Origin of the sequence: Paenibacillus tyrphae, from assembly GCF_024158745.1 — a bacterium.
Classification (GTDB): Bacteria; Bacillota; Bacilli; order Paenibacillales; family NBRC-103111; genus Paenibacillus_G; species Paenibacillus_G tyrfis_A.
This window is the reverse complement of sequence record NZ_JAMZAW010000028.1, coordinates 68,171-87,781: the sequence shown is the minus strand read 5'-3', so window position 1 is coordinate 87,781 and position 19,611 is coordinate 68,171. Positions and strand designations below refer to the sequence as shown.

Sequence of the window (19,611 nt, the reverse complement as noted above, 5' to 3'; positions counted from 1 at the left end):
TTTTAATCATTATTTTATTGAAGGAGTAGCGTAGATGAGTAAAGCAAAGATCAAATTGCGACGGGGTGAGCATGTAGACGAAGTTAATGTGAACCCAACGGACCATATTGTAGAGCTTAACGGGAAGCTCTACAATGTTGATGTTCTTCCATGGGAGGCACCGGTGTCAGGAACAATCTGGGGTGTGCTACTAAATTATAAGGGCGCTCTTGAAGCACTTGGTAAAGCAATCCATGAGGCTCCTTATCATGCCCCCCCCCAGGCGCCAATTCTCTATATTAAACCATTGAACACAGTTATCGGGCATGGTATGCCCATTCCGCTGCCTGCTGATGTTTCAGAATTAGAAATAGGTGCTGCCTTGGGTGTAGTAATCGGTCACACAGCGACACGTGTTAGTGAGGATCAGGCACTGGAATATGTAGCAGGTTATACGGTCGTCAATGATGTGAGTATTCCGCACAAGAGTGTTTACCGTCCGGCGGTGAGCCAAAAGGCGCGAGATGGCTTCTGCCCGATAGGTCCCTGGGTGATCGAACGTGATGCGGTGACAGATCCGGATTCGCTGAATATACGTGTGTTCATCAATGGGGACTTGCGACAGGAGAATACTACAGCTAACCTGATCCGTTCAGTAGCACGCCTAATTTCAGATATTACGGATTTTATGACCTTGAACGAGGGTGATACTCTACTAGTGGGTGTACCGGAAGGCGCACCGCTCGCGAAGGCCGGTGATCGTGTTCGGATAGAAATCGAGGGTATCGGCAGTTTGGAAAATACAATTGTATATGAGCACGAACTGGTAGCGGGGGGCGTATTATGAAAAAAGCCCGTGTAGCATATCTCGGAGCTATCCATGAGGCAATAGAAGTAGAAAATCGGCTCAAACTCGCTGATGGACGAATAGTGGATGAACATGAAGTAGTTTGGCTTCCCCCTGTGCAGCCCCGAACAGTTTTCGCGTTGGGACTGAATTATGCTGATCATGCCAAAGAACTGGCATTCAATGCTCCAACAGAGCCACTGGTCTTTCTAAAAGGCCCCAATACCTTCGTGGGCCATCGTGCCCAGACCTATCGTCCACCAGATGTGACATATATGCACTATGAGTGTGAATTAGCCGTTGTCATTGGTCGACCTGCCCGAAGGGTTAAGCGTGAAGAGGCATATCATTATGTTGCAGGTTATACCGTTGCAAATGACTACGCGATCCGTGACTATTTAGAAAATTACTACCGACCGAACTTAAAGGTAAAGAATCGAGATACTTGTACTCCAATCGGCCCATGGTTGGTTGATGCTAACGATGTGGGTGATCCAATGAATCTTACCCTCCGTACCTACGTTAACGGAAAGTTGACTCAGAAAGGGACAACAAAAGATATGATTTTTGACATCCCGGATCTCATCCAGTATTTGAGCAGCTTTATGACATTAAATGCGGGAGATATCATTTTGACCGGAACACCCGAGGGATTGGTTGATACAGCCGTTGGGGACGAAGTGGTTACTGAGATCGATGGCATTGGGAGATTAGTAAATACAATCGTTGGCGACTCTTATTGAAAGGAGCCAAGGTATGCCTCATATTATCATTGAATATACGAATAACGTTAAGGTTGAGGGGGATATTCCCAGTCTGCTCCGAAAAATCAATAGCGTTTTAATCTCTCGAAGCGATATTTTCCCTATTGGAGGTATTCGATCGAGAGCTATCGAAATCCACGATTACTGTATCGCCGACGGGGCAGAGGACGACGCGTTCGTTCATGTCACTCTAAAAATTGGAGCCGGTAGATCCGAGTCAGATAAGAAAGCTGTGTGCGATGAACTATTCGACATGATCAAGACACATTTTGCAGATTTTTGGAATAAACGTTATTTGGCGATCTCAATGGAGTTGATCGAATTCAGTGAGACAGGGACCTATAAGCATAACAATATCCATGCTCGTTTCAAAAAATAGTAATCTACCGTTTTTTTCGATAGCCTAGATATTCGCACTTTCTGTTGAGATATGTCAACAATATAGCAAGGGAAAAAATTGCATCAGCATCATCTTGCCACAGAATTCAACAATTAGGAAAAGAAAAACATTTGTTTCTATCGTTGGATCTTGATGTCGAAAAAAATACTAACGAGAAGGGGAAACTGATATGACAAACAACCAAGAAGTCATACAGAGAGAAATTGAAAGGGTACTTCGCTTAATGGCAAGCGCTCCGGAGGCGAATCATCGCATTTTTTATGGTTCGGATCCATGTCACTTTGGTGATCTATTTCTTCCAGTGGGGCCTGGTCCCCATCCGCTAGTTATATTTTTTCACGGTGGCTGGTGGCGTTCCCTTGTTGGACTGGAATACACGAACCACTTATGCAAGCAGTTGGCTAAAGATGGCATTGCAGTTTGGAATGTTGAGTTTCGACGAATTGGAGAAACTGGAGGAGGTTTTCCCAATACGTTTTTCGATTTGGCAGCCGGAACCGATTTTGTACATTCATTAGCTCAAGATTACCCGATTGATTTAAATCGAATCGTTGCGATGGGGCACTCTGCAGGGGGACATATTTCATTATGGTTATCTGGTCGGCACCGGATATCACCGGATAGTCCTATTTATAGCAAAAGTGCCGTAAATTTGCGAGGTGCTATATCCTTATCCGGTGTGGTTGACTTAAGAGTGGCCTCACAGCTTGAAATACTAGATGTTATTGAAAACAAGATCGTTGTACACGAATTGTTGAATGGAACACCTGTGGAAGTTCCGGATAACTACGCTGCCGCTAACCCGGGAGAACTACTGCCTATAGGAATTCCACAAATCTTAATTCACGGCATGGAAGATGAGCAAGTTCCTTATAAGTTATCGACGATGTATTCGGAGGCTGCCAAGGAAATCGGCGATGATGTGGAGTTAATATTACTACAAGATGCGAACCATTTCGATTTGATTGATCCAACGGCAAAGGCATATGAAGTGGTAAAAAGCAAAGTTATACAATTGCTTCGCTAAAACGGAGAAGCTAATCTTGTGGACATCCGTTCTCTAAAGACGGAAGTGTCCATTTTTTTTGCAGACGTGCTGGGGCTCTCTTGTTGGAATCCTCGTGCTGAAACACGCCTGACTTGAAAATGGATAGTGTATAAAGCGGAAGGTGATGGAGATAATATTAACCATAACTTGAAGAAATCGGGGCTTTCGAAGCGGATCGGAAAAGGAGTGATCTAAAAATGAAGGAGGCAACGGATGATTTCGATATTCAAAGTGTGTTGCAATATGACTTAAACAACAATGTTAATTACATAAAAACTTTATTTCATGACTGCTCCGATTTCGTAATAAGATCCATTATTGCAGGGGATAGGAAAGCGTGTCTTTTTTATATAGAAGGCCTTATTAATGACGATAATATTCAAACTCATGTCCTGCAACAATTATTGAATCATTCTCAAGTTGAGACATTCGACTTTAATAACCTTGAAGAGAGAATTTTATCTATCCATGGGGTTAAGGAAATAAATAAAATGGGGGAGATTATAAATTCCATATTGGATGGCAAAACGGCTCTTCTTGTGGATGGGAAGAACATTGCCATTATTCTCGAAACTAAAGGTGGGAAACAAAGGAACGTTAGCGGACCAGAAACGGAGAATGTAATTCGTGGTCCTCGAGAGGGATTTAATGAAAACCTTGGAGTGAATTTGGCATTAATTCGTCGTAAGATTCGATCTCATCGGTTAAAAGTGATATCGAAAAAAGCGGGGACGGAGACAAAAACCGGATTGGCTATTGTATATATGGAAGGGATAGCTAGTCCTGACCTCATACAAGAAGTAATGAACCGGTTAGATCGTATTAAAATTGATGGTGTTTTAGAAAGTGGTTATATTGAAGAATTGATCGAAGATAATCCCTGGAGCTCTTTTCCACAGATACAAGTGACAGAAAAGCCTGATACGGTAGCAGGCAATCTCTTGGAAGGTCGGATTAGTATTTTGGTGGATGGGACCCCTTTCGCCCTGATTGTTCCTGCAACCTTTTGGCAGCTTATCCAATCAAGTGAAGATTACTACGAACGATTTCATGTAGCTATTTTTCTAAGAACCATCCGGCTTTTCTTGATCATTATAGCTTTGCTGCTTCCCTCCATCTATGTTGCTGTTTCAACCTTTCATCAGGAAATGTTACCGACCGCCTTACTCCTTTCTTTGGCGAACAGCCGTGAGAAAATCCCATTTCCTGCAGTCGTTGAAGCACTAATTATGGAATTAGCGTTTGAAGCCTTAAGGGAAGCAGGGATTCGCTCGCCCAAGGTGGTGGGGCAGACAGTTAGCATTGTAGGAGCTATTGTCATCGGCACGGCATCGGTGCAAGCAGGCATTGTATCGGCTCCCATGGTGCTTATTGTTTCGCTTACCGGAATAGCTTCTTCAACCATCCCGCGGTTTAATATTGGAAACTCTATTCGAATGATGCGGTTTCCACTCATGATTCTGGCTGCAAGCCTGGGGCTATTTGGAATTATGGTTGGATTGGTGGTTCTAACGACTCAACTTCTCAAACTTCGTTCCTTTGGTGTGCCTTACTTGGCTCCGTTTACCCCTATTTCCGTACAGGAGATCAAGGATACATTGTTTATGCGCGCACCGTGGTGGCACATGAAGTTTCGACCTATAAATATAGCCGCGAAAAACCTGAAACGTGAAAGATCAAATCAGCATCCTTCCCCTAAACAAAGTGCAGGAATTTTAAAAAGGAAACATGACTCTGGAGCGGAAGAACCATGATCAAAAAGACGAATTTACTGTTAACAATTTCCTTGCTTACTCTTACAGGTTGTTGGGATCGAAAAGAAATCAACGATATTGCTGTAGTAATGGCTATCGGTATTGATAAGTCCCCAAAGGGTTATATAGTTTCAGCCCAGATTCCAATCCCGGAGGCGGCTGGAAAGATCGGAGGGAACGATACCGGGACTGGAGGAAAGCAATCCTTTTTTATAGAGTCGAGCATGGGACGTAGTATTAAGGAAGCTTTTGAAAATATGCAGAATCGTACCGCCCGCCGGTTTCTTTTTTCCCATCAAAGAATCCTGATTATAGGGGAGGAATTAGCTAAATCAGGGGTAAGTAAAGTTCTCGATTTTATTAACCGTAACGGAGAATCCCGGCTTTCAGCCTATATATTGGTGGCAAAAGGAAAAAGCCTGGATATCTTAAAGACGAGCGCTCCTTTAGACCATATGTCTTACGAAGCGATCCGTCAGATTACCAAGATGGGAATGCGGCGAACAACAAGCGAATTCTTAAACGAGATTTATCAAGTTGGAAAAGACCCGATCATTCCTCTTGTTGAAGTAATTAAAATTCAAAATATTGCTAAACCGGAAATCAAAAAAATGGCGGTATTTAAGGAAGATAAAATGAGATTTGTGAGCAACCAAAAACAAACACTTGGTATTTATTGGCTAACGAATCGGATAAAAAGAAAATCCATCACATTTCCAGTTCAAGAAAATGAGGAAATAACAGTTGAGATTCTTGACCAAAAAAAGAAAATTAACGCCATGATAAGAACGGATATGCCAGAGTTCAATGTCAACATAGAAGTAAGAGGGGTCATTCGAGAGAATAAATCCAGTCTCGATATAGAGAACTTGGAAGTATTCCATCAAGTAGAAGCGCGCCTGGGGGAAGAAATCAAAAGTCAGGTTACTGCGATTTTAGAAGAGACCACTTCCAGGCAGATCGACTCATTTGGATTTGGAAATTATTTGTATCGAAAAGAAAATATTAAATGGGAGACACTGTGGAAGGATAAATGGGAAAAGATTCTTCCTGAGATTAAGGCAAACATTCATGTAAACGTCGTGATCCAGAGTACAGGGGTGAATACAATAGGCTTAGGTAAAAAAAAGTGAGGAGCGTGATTCAGCTTTGAGAGTCCAGATAAATAACCTGCAGTTAGCCTTCATACTGGCAAATTTTAGTTTATCTGCGTCCGTGATTCATCTTCCAAGAGTGGTAGTTGATGCGGCATCGCAAAATGCATGGCTAGTCTATTTTCTCTTAATTCCTTTTATTGCGCTATTGGTTATGGTTGGAATGCACGGAATAAACACCTTACCTCATTGGGATGTCTTTTCATTGGAGAAGAATAAACCTGATTGGGGGACGAAAGGGTTTTCTTTGGTGTTTGGCTTGTTTCTAACGCTGGTCCTTGTGAAGGATCTGCGTTCCTTCACAAGTGTGATACAATCTTCACTTTTGCCGACAACGCCTCTTGAGATTACTACTATTATCATTATGGGAGCTTCGTTGTATCTTGTCTGGTCTGGCTTAGAAGTAATCGCAAGGTTTACCGAGTTCTATTTACCCGCTTTCGTAGTAATAACCTTAGCTTCTCCTTTCATTTTAGCGGACAAGATAAAATGGGCCAATATCGAACCTATCTTTAACATGAAAACTATACCATCTTTATTTCAAGCGACGTTTAATGCACTGCCTTGGGCTGGGGAGGTGGTCATACTTTTTTTACTGCTTGGCCACGTCAAGTCCTTAAAAAATGTTAAATTTACCGTTTTTTTTGGAACATTATTTGGTCTTTTTCAATTGTTTATCATCATTTTTTTAATTATTTCTGTATTTGGTGCTGACCTTGTCCGGCATCAATACCTGCCTGCGATTGGAATGATTCGAGAAATGACTATCACGGATTTTTTGGATCGGGTTGATTTATTTCTTGTAGTTGTTTGGATTCCGCTCATGTTTGCAAAGCTGTCTCTTATTTTATATGGAGTGCACAGATCACTAAATAAGTTGTTTGGTAAAAACTCAAAAATAAACATCATTCCTCTCGTGATAACAGGGGTAATGTCTATCTGGATCTTCAAAAATAATATCAGTCATTTCCAATTTTTTATGACTTACATCTGGGCAGTGGCGGGACTGGGATTGGAGGTTCTCATTGTTCTCGGGTTTATTATTCTTGTAAGAATAGAGAAAGGAAACCGAGCGAAACTCAGCAAGCGTATCGAATAGCTGTAAATGTCTAATAACACGCAGCTTAGCCTAAGCAATTCAAGATAGTCATATTATATTTGAAAACAACTCGCCATCACGAAATCATGAAAGCGAGCTGATGATGCCCAACTATTATCTTGCTTGACCCTCCCACAATGGATTCTTATATAAAATGTTATAGTACTGGTCCCATAACGGATCAGCCTCTGATGTTTTCCCTTCCTTTTTTAACTTGGAGATCTGGTTATACAACTCTTCCAACTTCTTTAATTCATCGGATGTCAGTGTTGGAGGAAAATCCTTCTTTACTTCTTGAAAAGATGGAAATTCCTCGTATTTACCCAGAATATCATAATATTGCTTCCATAATTTATCAATCTCGTCTTGCAACTTTGTCGCTTGGTTATAGAAAGCTTCCATTTTCGCTAAGTCAGCTGCACTAATTGATTTAGGCAGATTCTGTTTCTCCTGGTCAAATGGGTTTGCATCTTTCGGTGCAACAGTTTGCAAATCTTGATTAGAATTCGCTGCATTTACCCCTGGAATAGAAAGCATCGAAGCTGTCAAGCTGAGTAAAATGGACGCTGTAATTAATTTCTTTTTCATGGTGCGTTCCTCCAGATATATTTATTTATTGGTACAATACGTCTGTCTTTAAAGGATTTCTCATCAACTCGTCACGAGTTGATGACGTCTAAGAATTCTAGTAGTTGTTTGGATTGCGCTTAAGTTAGCCCAATTGTCTCTTATTTTATATAGAATCGTGATCCGTTGTACAATCTGACAACTTAAATCATCGGGCATTCTCCCACAAAGGATTTTTGTGTAAAGTGTTATAATGATTAGACAAAATGTTATAGTACTGATCCCATAACGGATCAGCCTCTGATGATTTTCCTTCCTTTTTTAACTTGGAGATCTGGTTATACAACTCTTCCAATTTTTTTAATTCATCGGAGCTGAGTGTTGGAGGAAAATCCTTCTTTGCTTCTTGAAAAGATGGAAACTCCTCGTATTTACCCAGAATATCGCCATATTGTTTCCACAATTTATCAATCTCATCTTGCAACTTTATCGCTTGATTATAGAAAGCTTCCATTTTCGCTAAGTCAGCTGCGCTAATTGATTTAGGCAGATTCTGTTTTTCTTCGTCAAATGGGTTTGTTAAAGGGAGGATGCTGGCGGCTGCTTTGGTTCCGTCAAAGCCAGGATCTATCGGTGAAGATGAAATAACTTGTATTTCTTGTTTAGAGTTTGCTGCCAATGCCCCTGGAATAGAAAGTACAGAAGCTGATAAGCTGAGTAAAATGGACGCAGTAATAAGTTTCTTTCTCATGGTAGTTCCTCCAGATTTTTTTATAGTAAAATAACATTTTGAACTTTTATGGAAGTCGTTTGGCAATTATCCTACTTCTATCGTATATTCTACACTTTTTAAAGCAGAAGCATTTTTTTCCCAGAGTTGAGCATAGAAAAAATGCAACTTATAAGTTCCTTTCTGATTTGCTTTGAAAGTCCATACTTTTTGAGAAGGAGATCCCACGATATTTTTACCTGTCTTTATGTAATTCGAAATTTTTTGTACGCTCTCGTTAGATGTTTTGTAATCCCATTCGTATCCGGTCGAATCATTTTGGTCCAAAATAACGTTAAATTCCTGCCCTTCCTTTATTTTATTTACCTTGCCGGCTGTTAGAACAGGCATGTTGCCTACAGGATTTACTTCTATTGTATATTCCACGGTTTTTAAAGCAGAAGTACCTTTTTCCCAGGCTGGGGTATAGAAAAATTGCAGTTTATAAGTTCCACTCTGGTTTGCTTTGAAAGTCCATACTTTTTGTGAAGGCGCACCTGGCATATTTTTACCTTTTTTCACTTGATCTGAAATCTTTTGTATGCTCTCGCTAGATGCTTTAAAGTCCCATTGATATCCTGTCGAATCATTTTGGTCTAAAATAACGTTAAATTCCCGACCTTCCTCTATTTTATTTACCTTGCCGGCTGTTAAAGTAGGTATATTGCTTGTAGAATTTACTTCTATTACATACTCCACGGTTTTTGAAGCGGCAGTAGCGATCTCCCAAGGTTGAGTATAGAGAAATTCCAGTTTATAAGTTCCTTTTTGATTTGCTTTAAAAGTCCACACTCTTTGCGAGGGTGACCCTACCATATTTTTACCTTTTTTGGCTTGGTCTGAAATTAATTTTACGTTATCACTACTTGTTTTATAGCTCCACGAGTATCCTGTAGATGGATTTTCCTCCAAAATAACTTTAAATTCTTGCCCTTCCTCTATTAAATTTACCATGCCAGTTTTTAGAGTGCGGATATCGTTTGTTGCAGGATGTCCAGCCTTAAATCTTAAAATTTCTCCATTAGATCCAGATGCAAATGCTGCTGAACTGCTTAATAAACAACTTACTAAACCGATAGCGATAAAGATTTTTTTATTCATAGTAGCTCCTCCTAATAGGCTGTGTGGATATAACTTTAGTTTCGTGTGTATCACTGTGTCACTTTATTTTACTATACAATAGTACGACCGGTCGGTCAATTTTTGCGTATAAGATGACAATGAAAAGATTGATTAAACGGAACTAGATCAAAAGCAATCGTAGGTATAGCCTTGACAAATTTCTTACTGAAGAACGATTTTACGAGCGATTCCGATTGGAGGCAAACTTTCCGCTAGGTCGGGTTGATAGAAGCCGATTACCTTGGCGCCTTTAACGAAGGCGCTTTTTTCCACTTTTCTCCCATCCCGGTCAACGAGTACGGTATCGCTTGTTAGCTGCAGGACAACTTCGCGGGGAGAATTGTCGGTTACCCCTAAGCCGCTAATCAGGATGCTTAATCGTCCACTTTCATCTTCTCGCACTTCTACAATTTCGCCGGCCGTACCGATCAGGTCCGATTGAAGCTTTGTATCCAGCACAGTTACTTTTGAAACGGAAGTTTGCACAGGCAAACTAGGCTTCATGATCATAGCATGCTCGGCGATGATAGTAAGTCCAATATGGAGGTCGGAAAGGCTGAGTCTGGTATCATCCATTCTACGAAATACCGTATCTTTATTTGCTTTTAAAACAAGCCCATTGGTTCCAGCGCCTTGGATATGAATAAAGTTTTCGTCACCATTCTTGGTAATCAAGATAATCACCCCCGTCGTTTGCACTTTCTTTTGCTCAGTTATTGCAACTTGATTCGTTGTGTAATTGGATTGGGGATTGTTTAGCGCATAGGCTGCCCCGGTTGTCATCACGCCGGCCAATGCCAATACGGCAAGGCTTTTTTTGATTTTTTTCTTCATGAATGCTGTCTCCTCCTTTCTGTATATAGAATTTTTTGGTTTTACATCTTCCTTATACGGAACAGTATTTGAAAATGTTGCATCAATAAAAATGTTCTCTAAAATATTTTTATTTTATGTCGAAACATGGCATTCATTCCCTCTTAGAAAGGCGAATGAAAGTATTTAAATCTTTGCAGGTCTTGAGCCAATGATCGCACAAGAAAAGGGTTACCAATGTTTTCTGACAGAGCGATTAACAAAACAAATCGTATGCTATTCTTGACAGGCTTTTCTCCTTTGACCAAGCAATCGCCGACATGGATTGAATTGTACAATCTCGAGCTTTACACTTTAGATTGTAGTTAAGTAGCTTTATCGCTGCTTCATCTCTTTGGCCATTCTAATCGTATCGAGTGCTTCATCTGAGAGATAAGCGATGAACTGCTCAATCACTATCAGGCTGAACCCACAGTGAACTCCCCGCGGCAAGTCGAAACCACTCTTCGAAGACATGCGAAAATAGTAACTGAAAAACAACAAGTGCACTAAGTTCAAAAGACTTCCGAATCCCCGCCTCACGTAGCAGGTCTCGTCCAGAACCAAATAAGCGATACGCTGCTGATGACTGGGGAGGATATGGAAGCGATGGCGAGGTAAACACGAATCACCGATATCATTAAATATGCTGTGCTGATCGGCTCCGTCAAAGGTTCACGAAATGCTGATTTCGTAAAAGGCACAGTTAAGTTGGAAAAAGGGAAGGGGAAAGAAAGATGAAAAAATGCAGAGGGACGCGCCGAAGCCGAGCGGCGGACAGGAGAAAAATTTCAACGCCGAAAGCTATCCAATTGTGAATGACCAAATTGCACTGCGAATGATGAGGGCAAAGGCGCCGATTCATGGACCATGGAACGAAATAGTGCTGTTCAAGGAAATGGAAAAATAACAAACATCCGTTTTGAATTCAACACGGCTCCCCAGGCGAACTACCAAGAAACCAAAAACTTGGCGTTCGCAAGCCGTGAGTTTCTAGACGACGGCGACGCGGAAGTGAACGATTGCGGCAAAGAGGTTACGAAAGAGGAACAGCAACAGGACGATGATTCGAAGACTTCGACTTCCGCCTTTCAGCGAGGCCGCAAGCGAAAGAAATCGAAACCGGACCCGAATCAAGGGACGCTGTTGCTCGACACAACCTGAGCGTCGGCCGATACCGCGTATTCGACGGACATCTCGTTGTTGAACGAAGCCGGCGAAAAGTTGGAATTGATCGTCGATGCCCTTCATGCACCGCAATCAGGCAAACGACCGAAGCCGCGTATCTACCGGAAAAAGGCGAGACGCACGGTATCTTGCCATTGCGAAGTAGCGTCGAATCGGGTTTCAGGTGTTGTGTCGAGGAACTCGAAAGCAACTCACTTTCATCAAGCGCGTTCTGCGCATCATGGGGGAGCTGGCTGCTATCACGCCGCTGCCGGCACTCAGAAAAAGTCAATACAAGCATTTGCTCGTCATTCAGTAGTTGTATCGCCAGTAGCGCTTCATGGATTACACAGCACATCCATCAGATCGATGATCGTATCGTCAGTATTCACCCAATAGAAAGCGAAAACCAAAGTTTAATTCGCGACGAAGGTGTCCGTTAGCTTGGTAAAAGGATACGCCTTTCTGGAACGGCGGCAATGGGACAACTTCAACGAGGGCATTCCTTGATCGAATCAGTACCGAAACCGGAAAAAAACTACATACTGCAAAGGAACGTGGAATTCGAATAAGCGGGTCACTCTGGTCACCTCTCGAACCAAGAGCAACGCAGGCGAGATGAAACGAATCACCAAGCAGGAAGTGGGCGATCGCAATGTAATCGAGGGCAAATTCGGCAGATGCAAGCGATATGGACTGAATAGAATCCGGGCGAGGCCCGAGCAGACGAGCGGGGTTCATCGCCCAACAAATTCTTACGCTGAACTTGGAACGCCGACAGCGGCTTCTTTTTATGGATCTCCGCTTTGTGAGTGGTGTTAGTAATAGAGAGAATATTGTCAATCTGTTCGCTAAGGCTTCGGACTTCTTAAATAACCGATACCTCCTTTCTACGCTGGGGCGAAGGACAGGGAGGTATCGGTTGCCGCTTTCATTGATGGACTGGTGCGTTTTGTTTCAAAACTGCAGCATTAATAAACTGCTTGTTTTACTTTATTTTGATGTTCAAAAAGATTATTTTCATTCATGTGATTTTTCTCAAGATATGCGATCAATTGTTCTATTCGCTCATCTTGTGATGCCTGAGCTTGATTAATGGAGTTTGCGATTTCGATGATCTTTGACAACGTTTCTGTCGAATGGACGGGGACTTCTTTGAGTTTTTCTTTTTTAAAGTTGAATACGTTATCCAATTTTAAATATTGATCCAAACTTAAAACGTAAATACGTCTTCCACTAAGTAAAATGCTAAATGCAGTTGTATAAAGAATGAGACTCATTAAGTTTATATTACCTGAAAGAATGAAATTAATATGCATAAATAGACAAATAAGTACGGAAGGCAGTGTCAAGAACCCTGCGATGAGAAATAATCCAACAACGACCTGAGTGATCGGAATTGCATAGTTTAAAAACATAACTTGATTTAAAGCTGCATCTTCAATAAAAGTTTTATAAAAGTCTGGAACGTTCGGTTTTTCCAATACTTTCATCAAGTAATCGGTGAGAAAAACTCCCGGCTGAATAAACCATGAATGGCCTGATGATCCTCCTTCTCCTAATATCTTCGTTATCCCTGCCAACACCCAACCCACACCGAAAAGAATACGCATTAAAACAAATAAAGATTGCTCCCCCCACTTTCCCAGCGTTTTTCGATCTGTTTTAATCACTGGATTTTGCATAATAATTCCCCCAAGTAAAAGAATTAGAGCTAAAAGATATTTTGATATTAATGATAATCATTATCAATTGGTTAATTACTCCGTTATATTACAGGAGAAAACTAAAAAACTATTTAATACAAAATTAAAAAGCTTTAATTTTATAGTGTTGAGGATAATTAAAATTTGTTAATTATTTTTTAATCCAAAATTTAAAATGCCTTGGTATTGTGGAATAGCGAAAAAGATTATTATTCTCAATTAGATTACACGGAGGTGAACATGCAGGATGATATTAACAATAAAACGCTCCATTGCTAGTACGCTTTTCATATTATTAACTTTACTCCCTGCATTCTTTACGCAGCAAGTATTGGCGCAAGAATACGATGCATTTAAAGAGAAGGTTGTCCAAACCGCTCGATTTATTAACACCATTCCCGTCGAGTATTCATTAGGAGTGGATAAAACCGGGGAAGTGATGAATTGGGGCGAATACAAGGAAGCGAAAATTTATGTGGGAAGAGCAAAAGCTGAATTCAATTCGCTCAGTACCTCGTTATCTGAAATAGATAAAAAAGCAACGAAAAAAGTCAAGGAAGGCCTTGATGATCTCACACAGAAAATAAATGATCGTGACGATCCGAAACATATCGCTTCCTTATCGGCTGAACTGTCGGCAGTTCTGTTGGATATTGTTGGGTTGTCTCAAAGCAAGGGAGAAGATACGGAATCCACAATTGAAGAGCTTAATGCATCGTTGGATCGTGTATATGTACTGTATCAACAGGGTGATATTGAACCAGCATTGACAGAAGCTTTGAACTCCTATGCTTTGTTTGGTCCCTTGGAATCGAAGATTGCTGCTAAAAATCAGAAATTGCTTATTCAATCGGAACAAAAGTTTGCAAGATTAAGGGAGCTTATCGCTGCTAAAGCGAGTCCAACAGATCTGCAAAGCGAGATCGTTTCTTTACAACGTAATCTTCAGCGCGTTGAAGAATTATTAACAGTACCCGCAAGCCCGATTTCGTTATTTTTTGATTCGTTAACCATTATCTTACGGGAAGGTTTGGAAGCGATATTAGTTATCGGGGCCTTAACGTCATTCCTCATTAAATCTGGTCATAGAAACAAGTTAAAGAGTATTTATTGGGGAGCAGGCGGAGCGATTGCAGCCAGTTTGATTACAGCCGTGCTTTTACAAACCGTCCTTACCGTCAGCGGAGCAAGCCGAGAAGTAATGGAAGGAGTAACGATGATCGTAGCTGCTGCGGTTCTTATTTGGGCAAGCTACTGGTTAATTGGCAAGGCTAAAGCCTCACGATGGAAACAATTCGTTGAAGGCAGAATGAAATCTTCAATCGCAACGGGAAGTTTGTTTGCCCTAGGAATGACAGCTTTTTTGGCCGTATATCGTGAAGGGTTTGAAACGATTCTCTTTTATCAAGCCATATATGCAATGAGCGGTTCAAATTCAGCTGTTGTCGTAGGTGGTTTGGTTGCAGGTTTGTTTATTCTCGCGGCGGTTTACTATTCTTTCAACCGTTATGCTGTGAAGATCCCATTGAAACCTTATTTTTTAGGGACAAGTATTTTATTGAATGTTATGGCTTTTCGTTTCTTGGGGTATGGAATTCGTGAATTGCAATTTGTTGGTTCCCTTAATTCCACGGAGATTCATGGGATGCCTGAAATGAATTTATTAGGGATATATCCGACAGTAGAAGCGATAGCAGTCCAGAGCGGATTATTGATTATTCTATTTCTGGGTTTGGTTATCAGTGTACGTAATAAATATCAAGGAGAGAGTAAAAATGTTTAATAAAAAGCTCATATTATCATCGCTCGTATTGTCTTTAGGGATCTTGATGCTTGCCGGATGCAGTGCGAAACCAGAAGTGAATTCAGATTCATCACACCAGGAAACCAAAAAAGCGAAAACTGCCAATGCGCCGGAGCATAATGCGCAACCTGTTGACGCTGCTGCAGGTCCTGTAGATGTACCTATCGGTAAGGAAAACAAGTTTGGAACTGAATTTGTTTTCGTTTATATTCCAGTTGCAAAGAATGTTCATCCAGTTAATTATCATGGTATGCCAGGAGACAAAGAGGCAGATATTCACCTTGAAGGAGACTTCCATGCGATTGAAGATAATAAATGGGGATTTGCACCTGGAGACTGGATTCCAGGCATGAAAGTCACCTATGAGGCAATCAATAAGAAAACGAGTGATAAGTTATCTGGACGACTCTATCCGATGACAGCCGGTGATGGTCCTCACTACGGATTAAATGTAAAAATGCCAAGTGAAGGCACATATGATTTTACTTTCTGGGTGGAATTGGATACAGACAATTTCGCTTACCATGATGTGGAAGAGTGGTGGACAAAACAAGAGTTTAAATATACGGCTGATTATAAAAAACAATAAACATACAATTTAAAGCAAGAAGCCACCTTTTTAAAGGTGGCTTGTTTTAAATGGACAAAATCTATGTCAACTATTTTCGTGGATATGGAAGTTATTTCTTATAGATAATGCAATTGGCTGACGATACAATTGAAATTGATAATTATTATCATTGTTTTAGGCGGATTAATGGGGGATGATCGAATGCGCGTATTGTTGGTTGAAGATGAGGCAAAAGTCGCTCGTTTCATTTCGCAAGGATTAAAGGAGCATCATTATGTCGTAGATGTGGCGCACGATGGTGAGACGGCTTCTGAACTGGTTTATATCGAAGATTATGATCTTATCATCGTGGATATTATGATTCCGATGAAGAATGGGATTCGGCTTATTAGTGAACTGAGGTCAAATGGAACAAAAACTCCTATTCTGATTCTAAGTGCTAAAGATTCCGTGGTAGATAAAGTAAAGGGACTCGATGCAGGTGCGGACGATTTTATGACAAAACCTTTTGCTTTTTCGGAGTTATTAGCCCGTATGCGTAGTTTGTTGAGACGAAATCAAGAGAATGCATCTCCTATTTTACAAGTAGCAGACCTGACGTTGAATCCATCCACGAGAGAAGTAATACGGGGCGGGCGCCATATTTATACTTCCAATAAGGAATATGCGATCTTAGAATTTATGATCAGAAATGCAGGGAGGATATTATCGCGAACTTTGATTCTTGAACATGTGTGGATGGATGCTTACAGTACGGGTACGAATGTGGTTGATGTGTATATCAATCATTTGAGGAATAAAATTGACAAAGATACTGATCTGAAACTGATCCATACGGTTTATAGTGTCGGTTATGTGATCAAAGGTGAAGAATGAAAATCACAAATTTTTCAAAAAGTATCAGTTGGAGGCTCACAATCTGGCATTCTATTTTTTTCATATTGATTTTATCACTATTCAGCGCTCTATTATATATTACATTTTCCGATTCATTAAACGAAGAAGTCGATTCGATGCTTGTCAGAGAGGGAGCTATGATTGCCTATTGTATTGAGGATGGTTATTCGTTTTCTGAAATCGAAAATCATCTGAATGGATTGGCTGTTTCGACAGGAATTCAAAAAGAAGAGATGTACTGGCAAATCGAAAACGAACAGAGCCAAGTCATCACAGCCTCACAAAATCTGCACGGGCAACGCATCAAGGTCTCAGAAACTATGAATATGGTTGACGAAAAGAGCTTCATTTGGGATCCCGAGTTGAATGGAATACCGCTTCGTGCAATGTCCCTCCCACTTCTTACCCAAGATAAATTGACATACAGAATTACGGTTGCAACATACGACAGGATTCGACATGTTGCCATCGATCAGTTGCGAAACATAACTATCCTCTGCACTATCGGCTTTGCAGCAATTTCAATCGTGATAGGATGGCTAATTTCCAACAAAACACTGCAGCCGATTAAGAAAATCGTTACAGCTACCAATAATATCTCAGTCACGAATTTGCACGAGAGGTTACCCATTGAAGGATCGGAAGACGAATTGCAGATCTTAGCTAAAACTTTAAATGGTATGATTGACCGATTAGAAATCTCATTCGCCCAGATTCAGCAGTTCACTTCCGATGTTTCTCATGAACTTCGTACTTCATTGACGATTTTGCGCGGAGAAATCGATGTGGCATTAAACAAGGACAGATCGGCGGAAGAATATAAAAGTGTGCTTTATTCTGTCATGGAAGAGATTGTATATTTATCGGACATGGTAGAAAAATTCTTATATTTATCTACAAAAACCTCAGACCCAAATCAGATTGTCTCAAAAGTCATTGACGGAATTCGATTATTCGAATATGTAAGGAATCACTTATCATCCATAGCTGTAAACAAAAAAATTGAGCTTACTTTTAAGACGCCCGAGACAATCACCTTCCAGGGCGATGAGGATCTTCTGCGAAGATTGTTTGTTAATCTAATTGAAAATGCCATTAAGTACACACCGGAAGGAGGAACAGTGGCGATCCATGTATCAAGTAAAGGAAAATTCACCCAGATTGAAGTGATTGATAATGGGATTGGGATTCCTGAAGAACATTTACCCTATATTTTTCAACGATTTTATCGTGTGGGCGATTCCCGAACAAGAAGTCAAGGTGGAACAGGACTGGGACTGTCTTTATGTAAATGGATTGTAGAGGTTCACAAAGGAACGATCGAGATTCGTAGTAAGCCTCATCATGGAACCACAGTGATTGTAAAGTTAATAGCTAGTTAGGGTTGCTGAACTCTCAAAAAATCCAGTATCCACAAGGGGGAGAGGCTCGCTGTAGTATTTTAAAAGTGAGCTTCCCGCCTTTTTTTCTGATTTTTCACAAAAACGCAGACGGCTCCCATCTGCGTTTTTGTTTTTAGCTTTTGACTTCTTCAGTGTTCAGATATTTTCACGATTTGGCGCATATGACGAAGGTTGAGTGATGCCTAGACCGCAACGTCAGTAAAGCCATTGAGCCTCGTGAGGTGACCGAAGGCCGATAAGATTGAAAACTTGGAAGGCCAAAGTAAACTTCCGACAGGGGCGGGCGGATACCTTCATAAATATAAAACCAAACCGATTTATCTGTTGTTCAAGATACGGTAAGTTCCTGTTACCAGATTTGGCCCATTGCATCAACCAGGAAAAAGGGAAGCTTAAATCATTGCAGTGGTTAAGCTAACGTCAGACAAGCAAGGGGCACCAAGGTTTCCGAATCCGAACAATTAACGAAACAGATGAATGAATTCATGTGCTGTTCTTGATAGGCTGCGGTCTTTTAACCAAGCAATCGCCGGCACGGATTGAATTGTACAATTTTCGAGTTTAATGCTTCGGATTGTAGTTAGGGGAAAGGCTGAGACGGTCGACATGGGTAACAGTGTAGCGCCAAGCCCTTCAGAAACCAGTGAAATCAAGATGCTTGGATCCGGACAGTCACAGATCACATTAGGTTCGAAACCATGTTGTCTGCATTCATTCAAAATCATTTCGTATACGCCTCTTCCAGTCCTCCGGTGTAAAAGAAGCAGAGGAAGGTCGCGAATACGTTCCATAGGGATTGAGTTTTCTTTCATTTCCCACGTTTCTGGGACAACGAGAACGTAAGATTCGCTGGGCAATGAAAGAACGTCAAGCTCGGGGTCATCCAAAGGTAATCTGACGACTGCTGCATCAATGTCACGATTTTTGATATGAGACGTTAAACTTGATGTATCGCCTTCCCAAATTTTATAAGTGACGTCCGGATATAGGCTCTTAAATTTTGCGATCATCGATGTCGTAATTTGCAGGCCGGTCTTAACCGTACCAATCGATAATGTTCCGCGCATCCCTTTCCCAATTTCAATAATTTCCGTTTTGATCTCTTCTACTTGGTTAATTAATAAAGCTCCCTTTTTATAAAGAGCTTTACCTGCCTCCGTCAAATCCAATCTGCGAGTATTTCTTTCAAAAAGTGCGGTTCCTAATTCAGCCTCTAGCATTTGGAGTTGTTGACTTAAAGGAGGTTGAGACATGTTCAATTTTTTTGCGGCGCGGGTAATTTGACCTTCCTCGGCAATAGTTAGAAAGTACCGGAGTTGTCGTAAGTCCAAGAAATTCAACCCCTTTCTTAATAGGATTTTCCATTTAGTATTTCTAATATACTAAGAAAATATAGCGGATATCATATTTTTTCAAGTACTTTAAAGCAAACCGGAGGGTGTTTCCAATCTTAAGTGTTTGACTTGACTTTGTATCCTTCCTGCACAAATATTAATTTATATGATCTATATATAAATAACTTAATTTATTAGTATTTTTCATACATAAGAAATGCTGGTACATTAAAAACAGAGCATACGTGATAAAAATCACGGTGACGAAATAAACGCTTAAAGGAGCGAGTTCGATGTTTGAAGAATTGAACCCACGCTTAGCGGGTCAATCGCGCCGGTCATCACACCATTCCACAAAAAAGGGGATGTTGATA

At 40.8% G+C, this 19,611-nt stretch carries 18 protein-coding genes; 12 read left to right on the top strand and 6 right to left on the bottom strand.

What is annotated here, in order from left to right; all coding sequences use genetic code 11:
- Positions 1–34: 34 nt before the first annotated feature.
- The 7 genes from NI000_RS30735 (at position 35) to NI000_RS30705 (ending at position 7,045) form a co-directional block, all read left to right on the top strand.
- Positions 35–826: a fumarylacetoacetate hydrolase family protein gene (locus NI000_RS30735; protein WP_253415168.1), complete on the top strand. Its 792-nt coding sequence runs from the start codon at positions 35–37 to the stop codon at positions 824–826.
- On the top strand, positions 823–1,569 hold the full coding sequence (locus NI000_RS30730) for a fumarylacetoacetate hydrolase family protein (protein ID WP_253415167.1): 747 nt from the start codon (positions 823–825) through the stop codon (positions 1,567–1,569). The genes NI000_RS30735 and NI000_RS30730 overlap by 4 nt, the downstream gene beginning before the upstream one ends.
- Positions 1,570–1,582: 13 nt before the next feature.
- On the top strand, positions 1,583–1,969 hold the full coding sequence (locus NI000_RS30725) for a 5-carboxymethyl-2-hydroxymuconate Delta-isomerase (RefSeq protein WP_253415166.1): 387 nt from the start codon (positions 1,583–1,585) through the stop codon (positions 1,967–1,969).
- A 190-nt stretch (positions 1,970–2,159) separates the two neighbouring features.
- Positions 2,160–3,017 (top strand): alpha/beta hydrolase family protein, encoded by an 858-nt coding sequence (locus NI000_RS30720; protein WP_253415165.1) that lies wholly within the window; start codon positions 2,160–2,162, stop codon positions 3,015–3,017.
- A gap of 218 nt (positions 3,018–3,235) precedes the next feature.
- On the top strand, positions 3,236–4,792 hold the full coding sequence (locus NI000_RS30715; protein ID WP_253415164.1) for a spore germination protein: 1,557 nt from the start codon (positions 3,236–3,238) through the stop codon (positions 4,790–4,792).
- The gene (locus NI000_RS30710; protein ID WP_253415163.1) at positions 4,789–5,925 is read left to right on the top strand and encodes a Ger(x)C family spore germination protein; all 1,137 of its coding nucleotides are present in this window, start codon (positions 4,789–4,791) and stop codon (positions 5,923–5,925) included. Before NI000_RS30715 ends, NI000_RS30710 begins: the two co-directional genes overlap by 4 nt.
- Positions 5,926–5,941: 16 nt before the next feature.
- Entirely contained in the window at positions 5,942–7,045 is a 1,104-nt protein-coding gene (locus tag NI000_RS30705) for a GerAB/ArcD/ProY family transporter (RefSeq protein WP_253415162.1), read from the top strand.
- Between the two features lie 114 nt (positions 7,046–7,159).
- Here NI000_RS30705 and NI000_RS30700 read toward each other — a convergent pair whose 3' ends face one another.
- The 4 genes from NI000_RS30700 to NI000_RS30685 all read right to left on the bottom strand — a co-directional run bounded on the left by NI000_RS30700 (position 7,160) and on the right by NI000_RS30685 (position 10,337).
- Positions 7,160–7,633: a hypothetical protein gene (locus NI000_RS30700; protein ID WP_253415161.1), complete on the bottom strand. Its 474-nt coding sequence runs from the start codon at positions 7,631–7,633 to the stop codon at positions 7,160–7,162.
- 187 nt (positions 7,634–7,820) lie between these two features.
- Positions 7,821–8,363: a hypothetical protein gene (locus tag NI000_RS30695; protein WP_253415160.1), complete on the bottom strand. Its 543-nt coding sequence runs from the start codon at positions 8,361–8,363 to the stop codon at positions 7,821–7,823.
- A 66-nt stretch (positions 8,364–8,429) separates the two neighbouring features.
- On the bottom strand, positions 8,430–9,482 hold the full coding sequence (locus NI000_RS30690) for a protease inhibitor I42 family protein (protein ID WP_253415159.1): 1,053 nt from the start codon (positions 9,480–9,482) through the stop codon (positions 8,430–8,432).
- A gap of 183 nt (positions 9,483–9,665) precedes the next feature.
- Entirely contained in the window at positions 9,666–10,337 is a 672-nt protein-coding gene (locus NI000_RS30685; RefSeq protein ID WP_253415158.1) for a hypothetical protein, read from the bottom strand.
- A gap of 888 nt (positions 10,338–11,225) precedes the next feature.
- On the opposite strand from NI000_RS30685, the gene NI000_RS30680 reads away from it, so the two are divergent.
- On the top strand, positions 11,226–11,519 hold the full coding sequence (locus tag NI000_RS30680) for a hypothetical protein (RefSeq protein WP_253415157.1): 294 nt from the start codon (positions 11,226–11,228) through the stop codon (positions 11,517–11,519).
- A gap of 974 nt (positions 11,520–12,493) precedes the next feature.
- Here the strand turns inward: NI000_RS30680 and NI000_RS30675 are convergent.
- The gene (locus tag NI000_RS30675) at positions 12,494–13,207 is read right to left on the bottom strand and encodes a DoxX family membrane protein (RefSeq protein WP_253415156.1); all 714 of its coding nucleotides are present in this window, start codon (positions 13,205–13,207) and stop codon (positions 12,494–12,496) included.
- Between the two features lie 268 nt (positions 13,208–13,475).
- Between NI000_RS30675 and NI000_RS30670 the strand changes: the two genes are divergently transcribed.
- The 4 genes from NI000_RS30670 (at position 13,476) to NI000_RS30655 (ending at position 17,882) form a co-directional block, all read left to right on the top strand.
- Entirely contained in the window at positions 13,476–15,011 is a 1,536-nt protein-coding gene (locus NI000_RS30670; RefSeq protein ID WP_253415155.1) for an FTR1 family iron permease, read from the top strand.
- Positions 15,004–15,621 (top strand): iron transporter, encoded by a 618-nt coding sequence (locus NI000_RS30665; protein WP_253415154.1) that lies wholly within the window; start codon positions 15,004–15,006, stop codon positions 15,619–15,621. The genes NI000_RS30670 and NI000_RS30665 overlap by 8 nt, the downstream gene beginning before the upstream one ends.
- Before the next feature lie 183 nt (positions 15,622–15,804).
- A complete protein-coding gene (locus NI000_RS30660; protein ID WP_253415153.1) occupies positions 15,805–16,479 on the top strand; it encodes a response regulator transcription factor in 675 nt (224 codons plus the stop codon).
- A gap of 137 nt (positions 16,480–16,616) precedes the next feature.
- Positions 16,617–17,882 carry an ATP-binding protein gene (locus tag NI000_RS30655; protein WP_253415152.1) on the top strand — a complete coding sequence of 422 codons (1,266 nt, stop codon included), beginning with the start codon at positions 16,617–16,619 and terminating at the stop codon, positions 17,880–17,882.
- A 482-nt stretch (positions 17,883–18,364) separates the two neighbouring features.
- Here NI000_RS30655 and NI000_RS30650 read toward each other — a convergent pair whose 3' ends face one another.
- Entirely contained in the window at positions 18,365–19,234 is an 870-nt protein-coding gene (locus NI000_RS30650; RefSeq protein WP_253415151.1) for a LysR family transcriptional regulator, read from the bottom strand.
- Positions 19,235–19,611 lie beyond the last annotated feature (377 nt).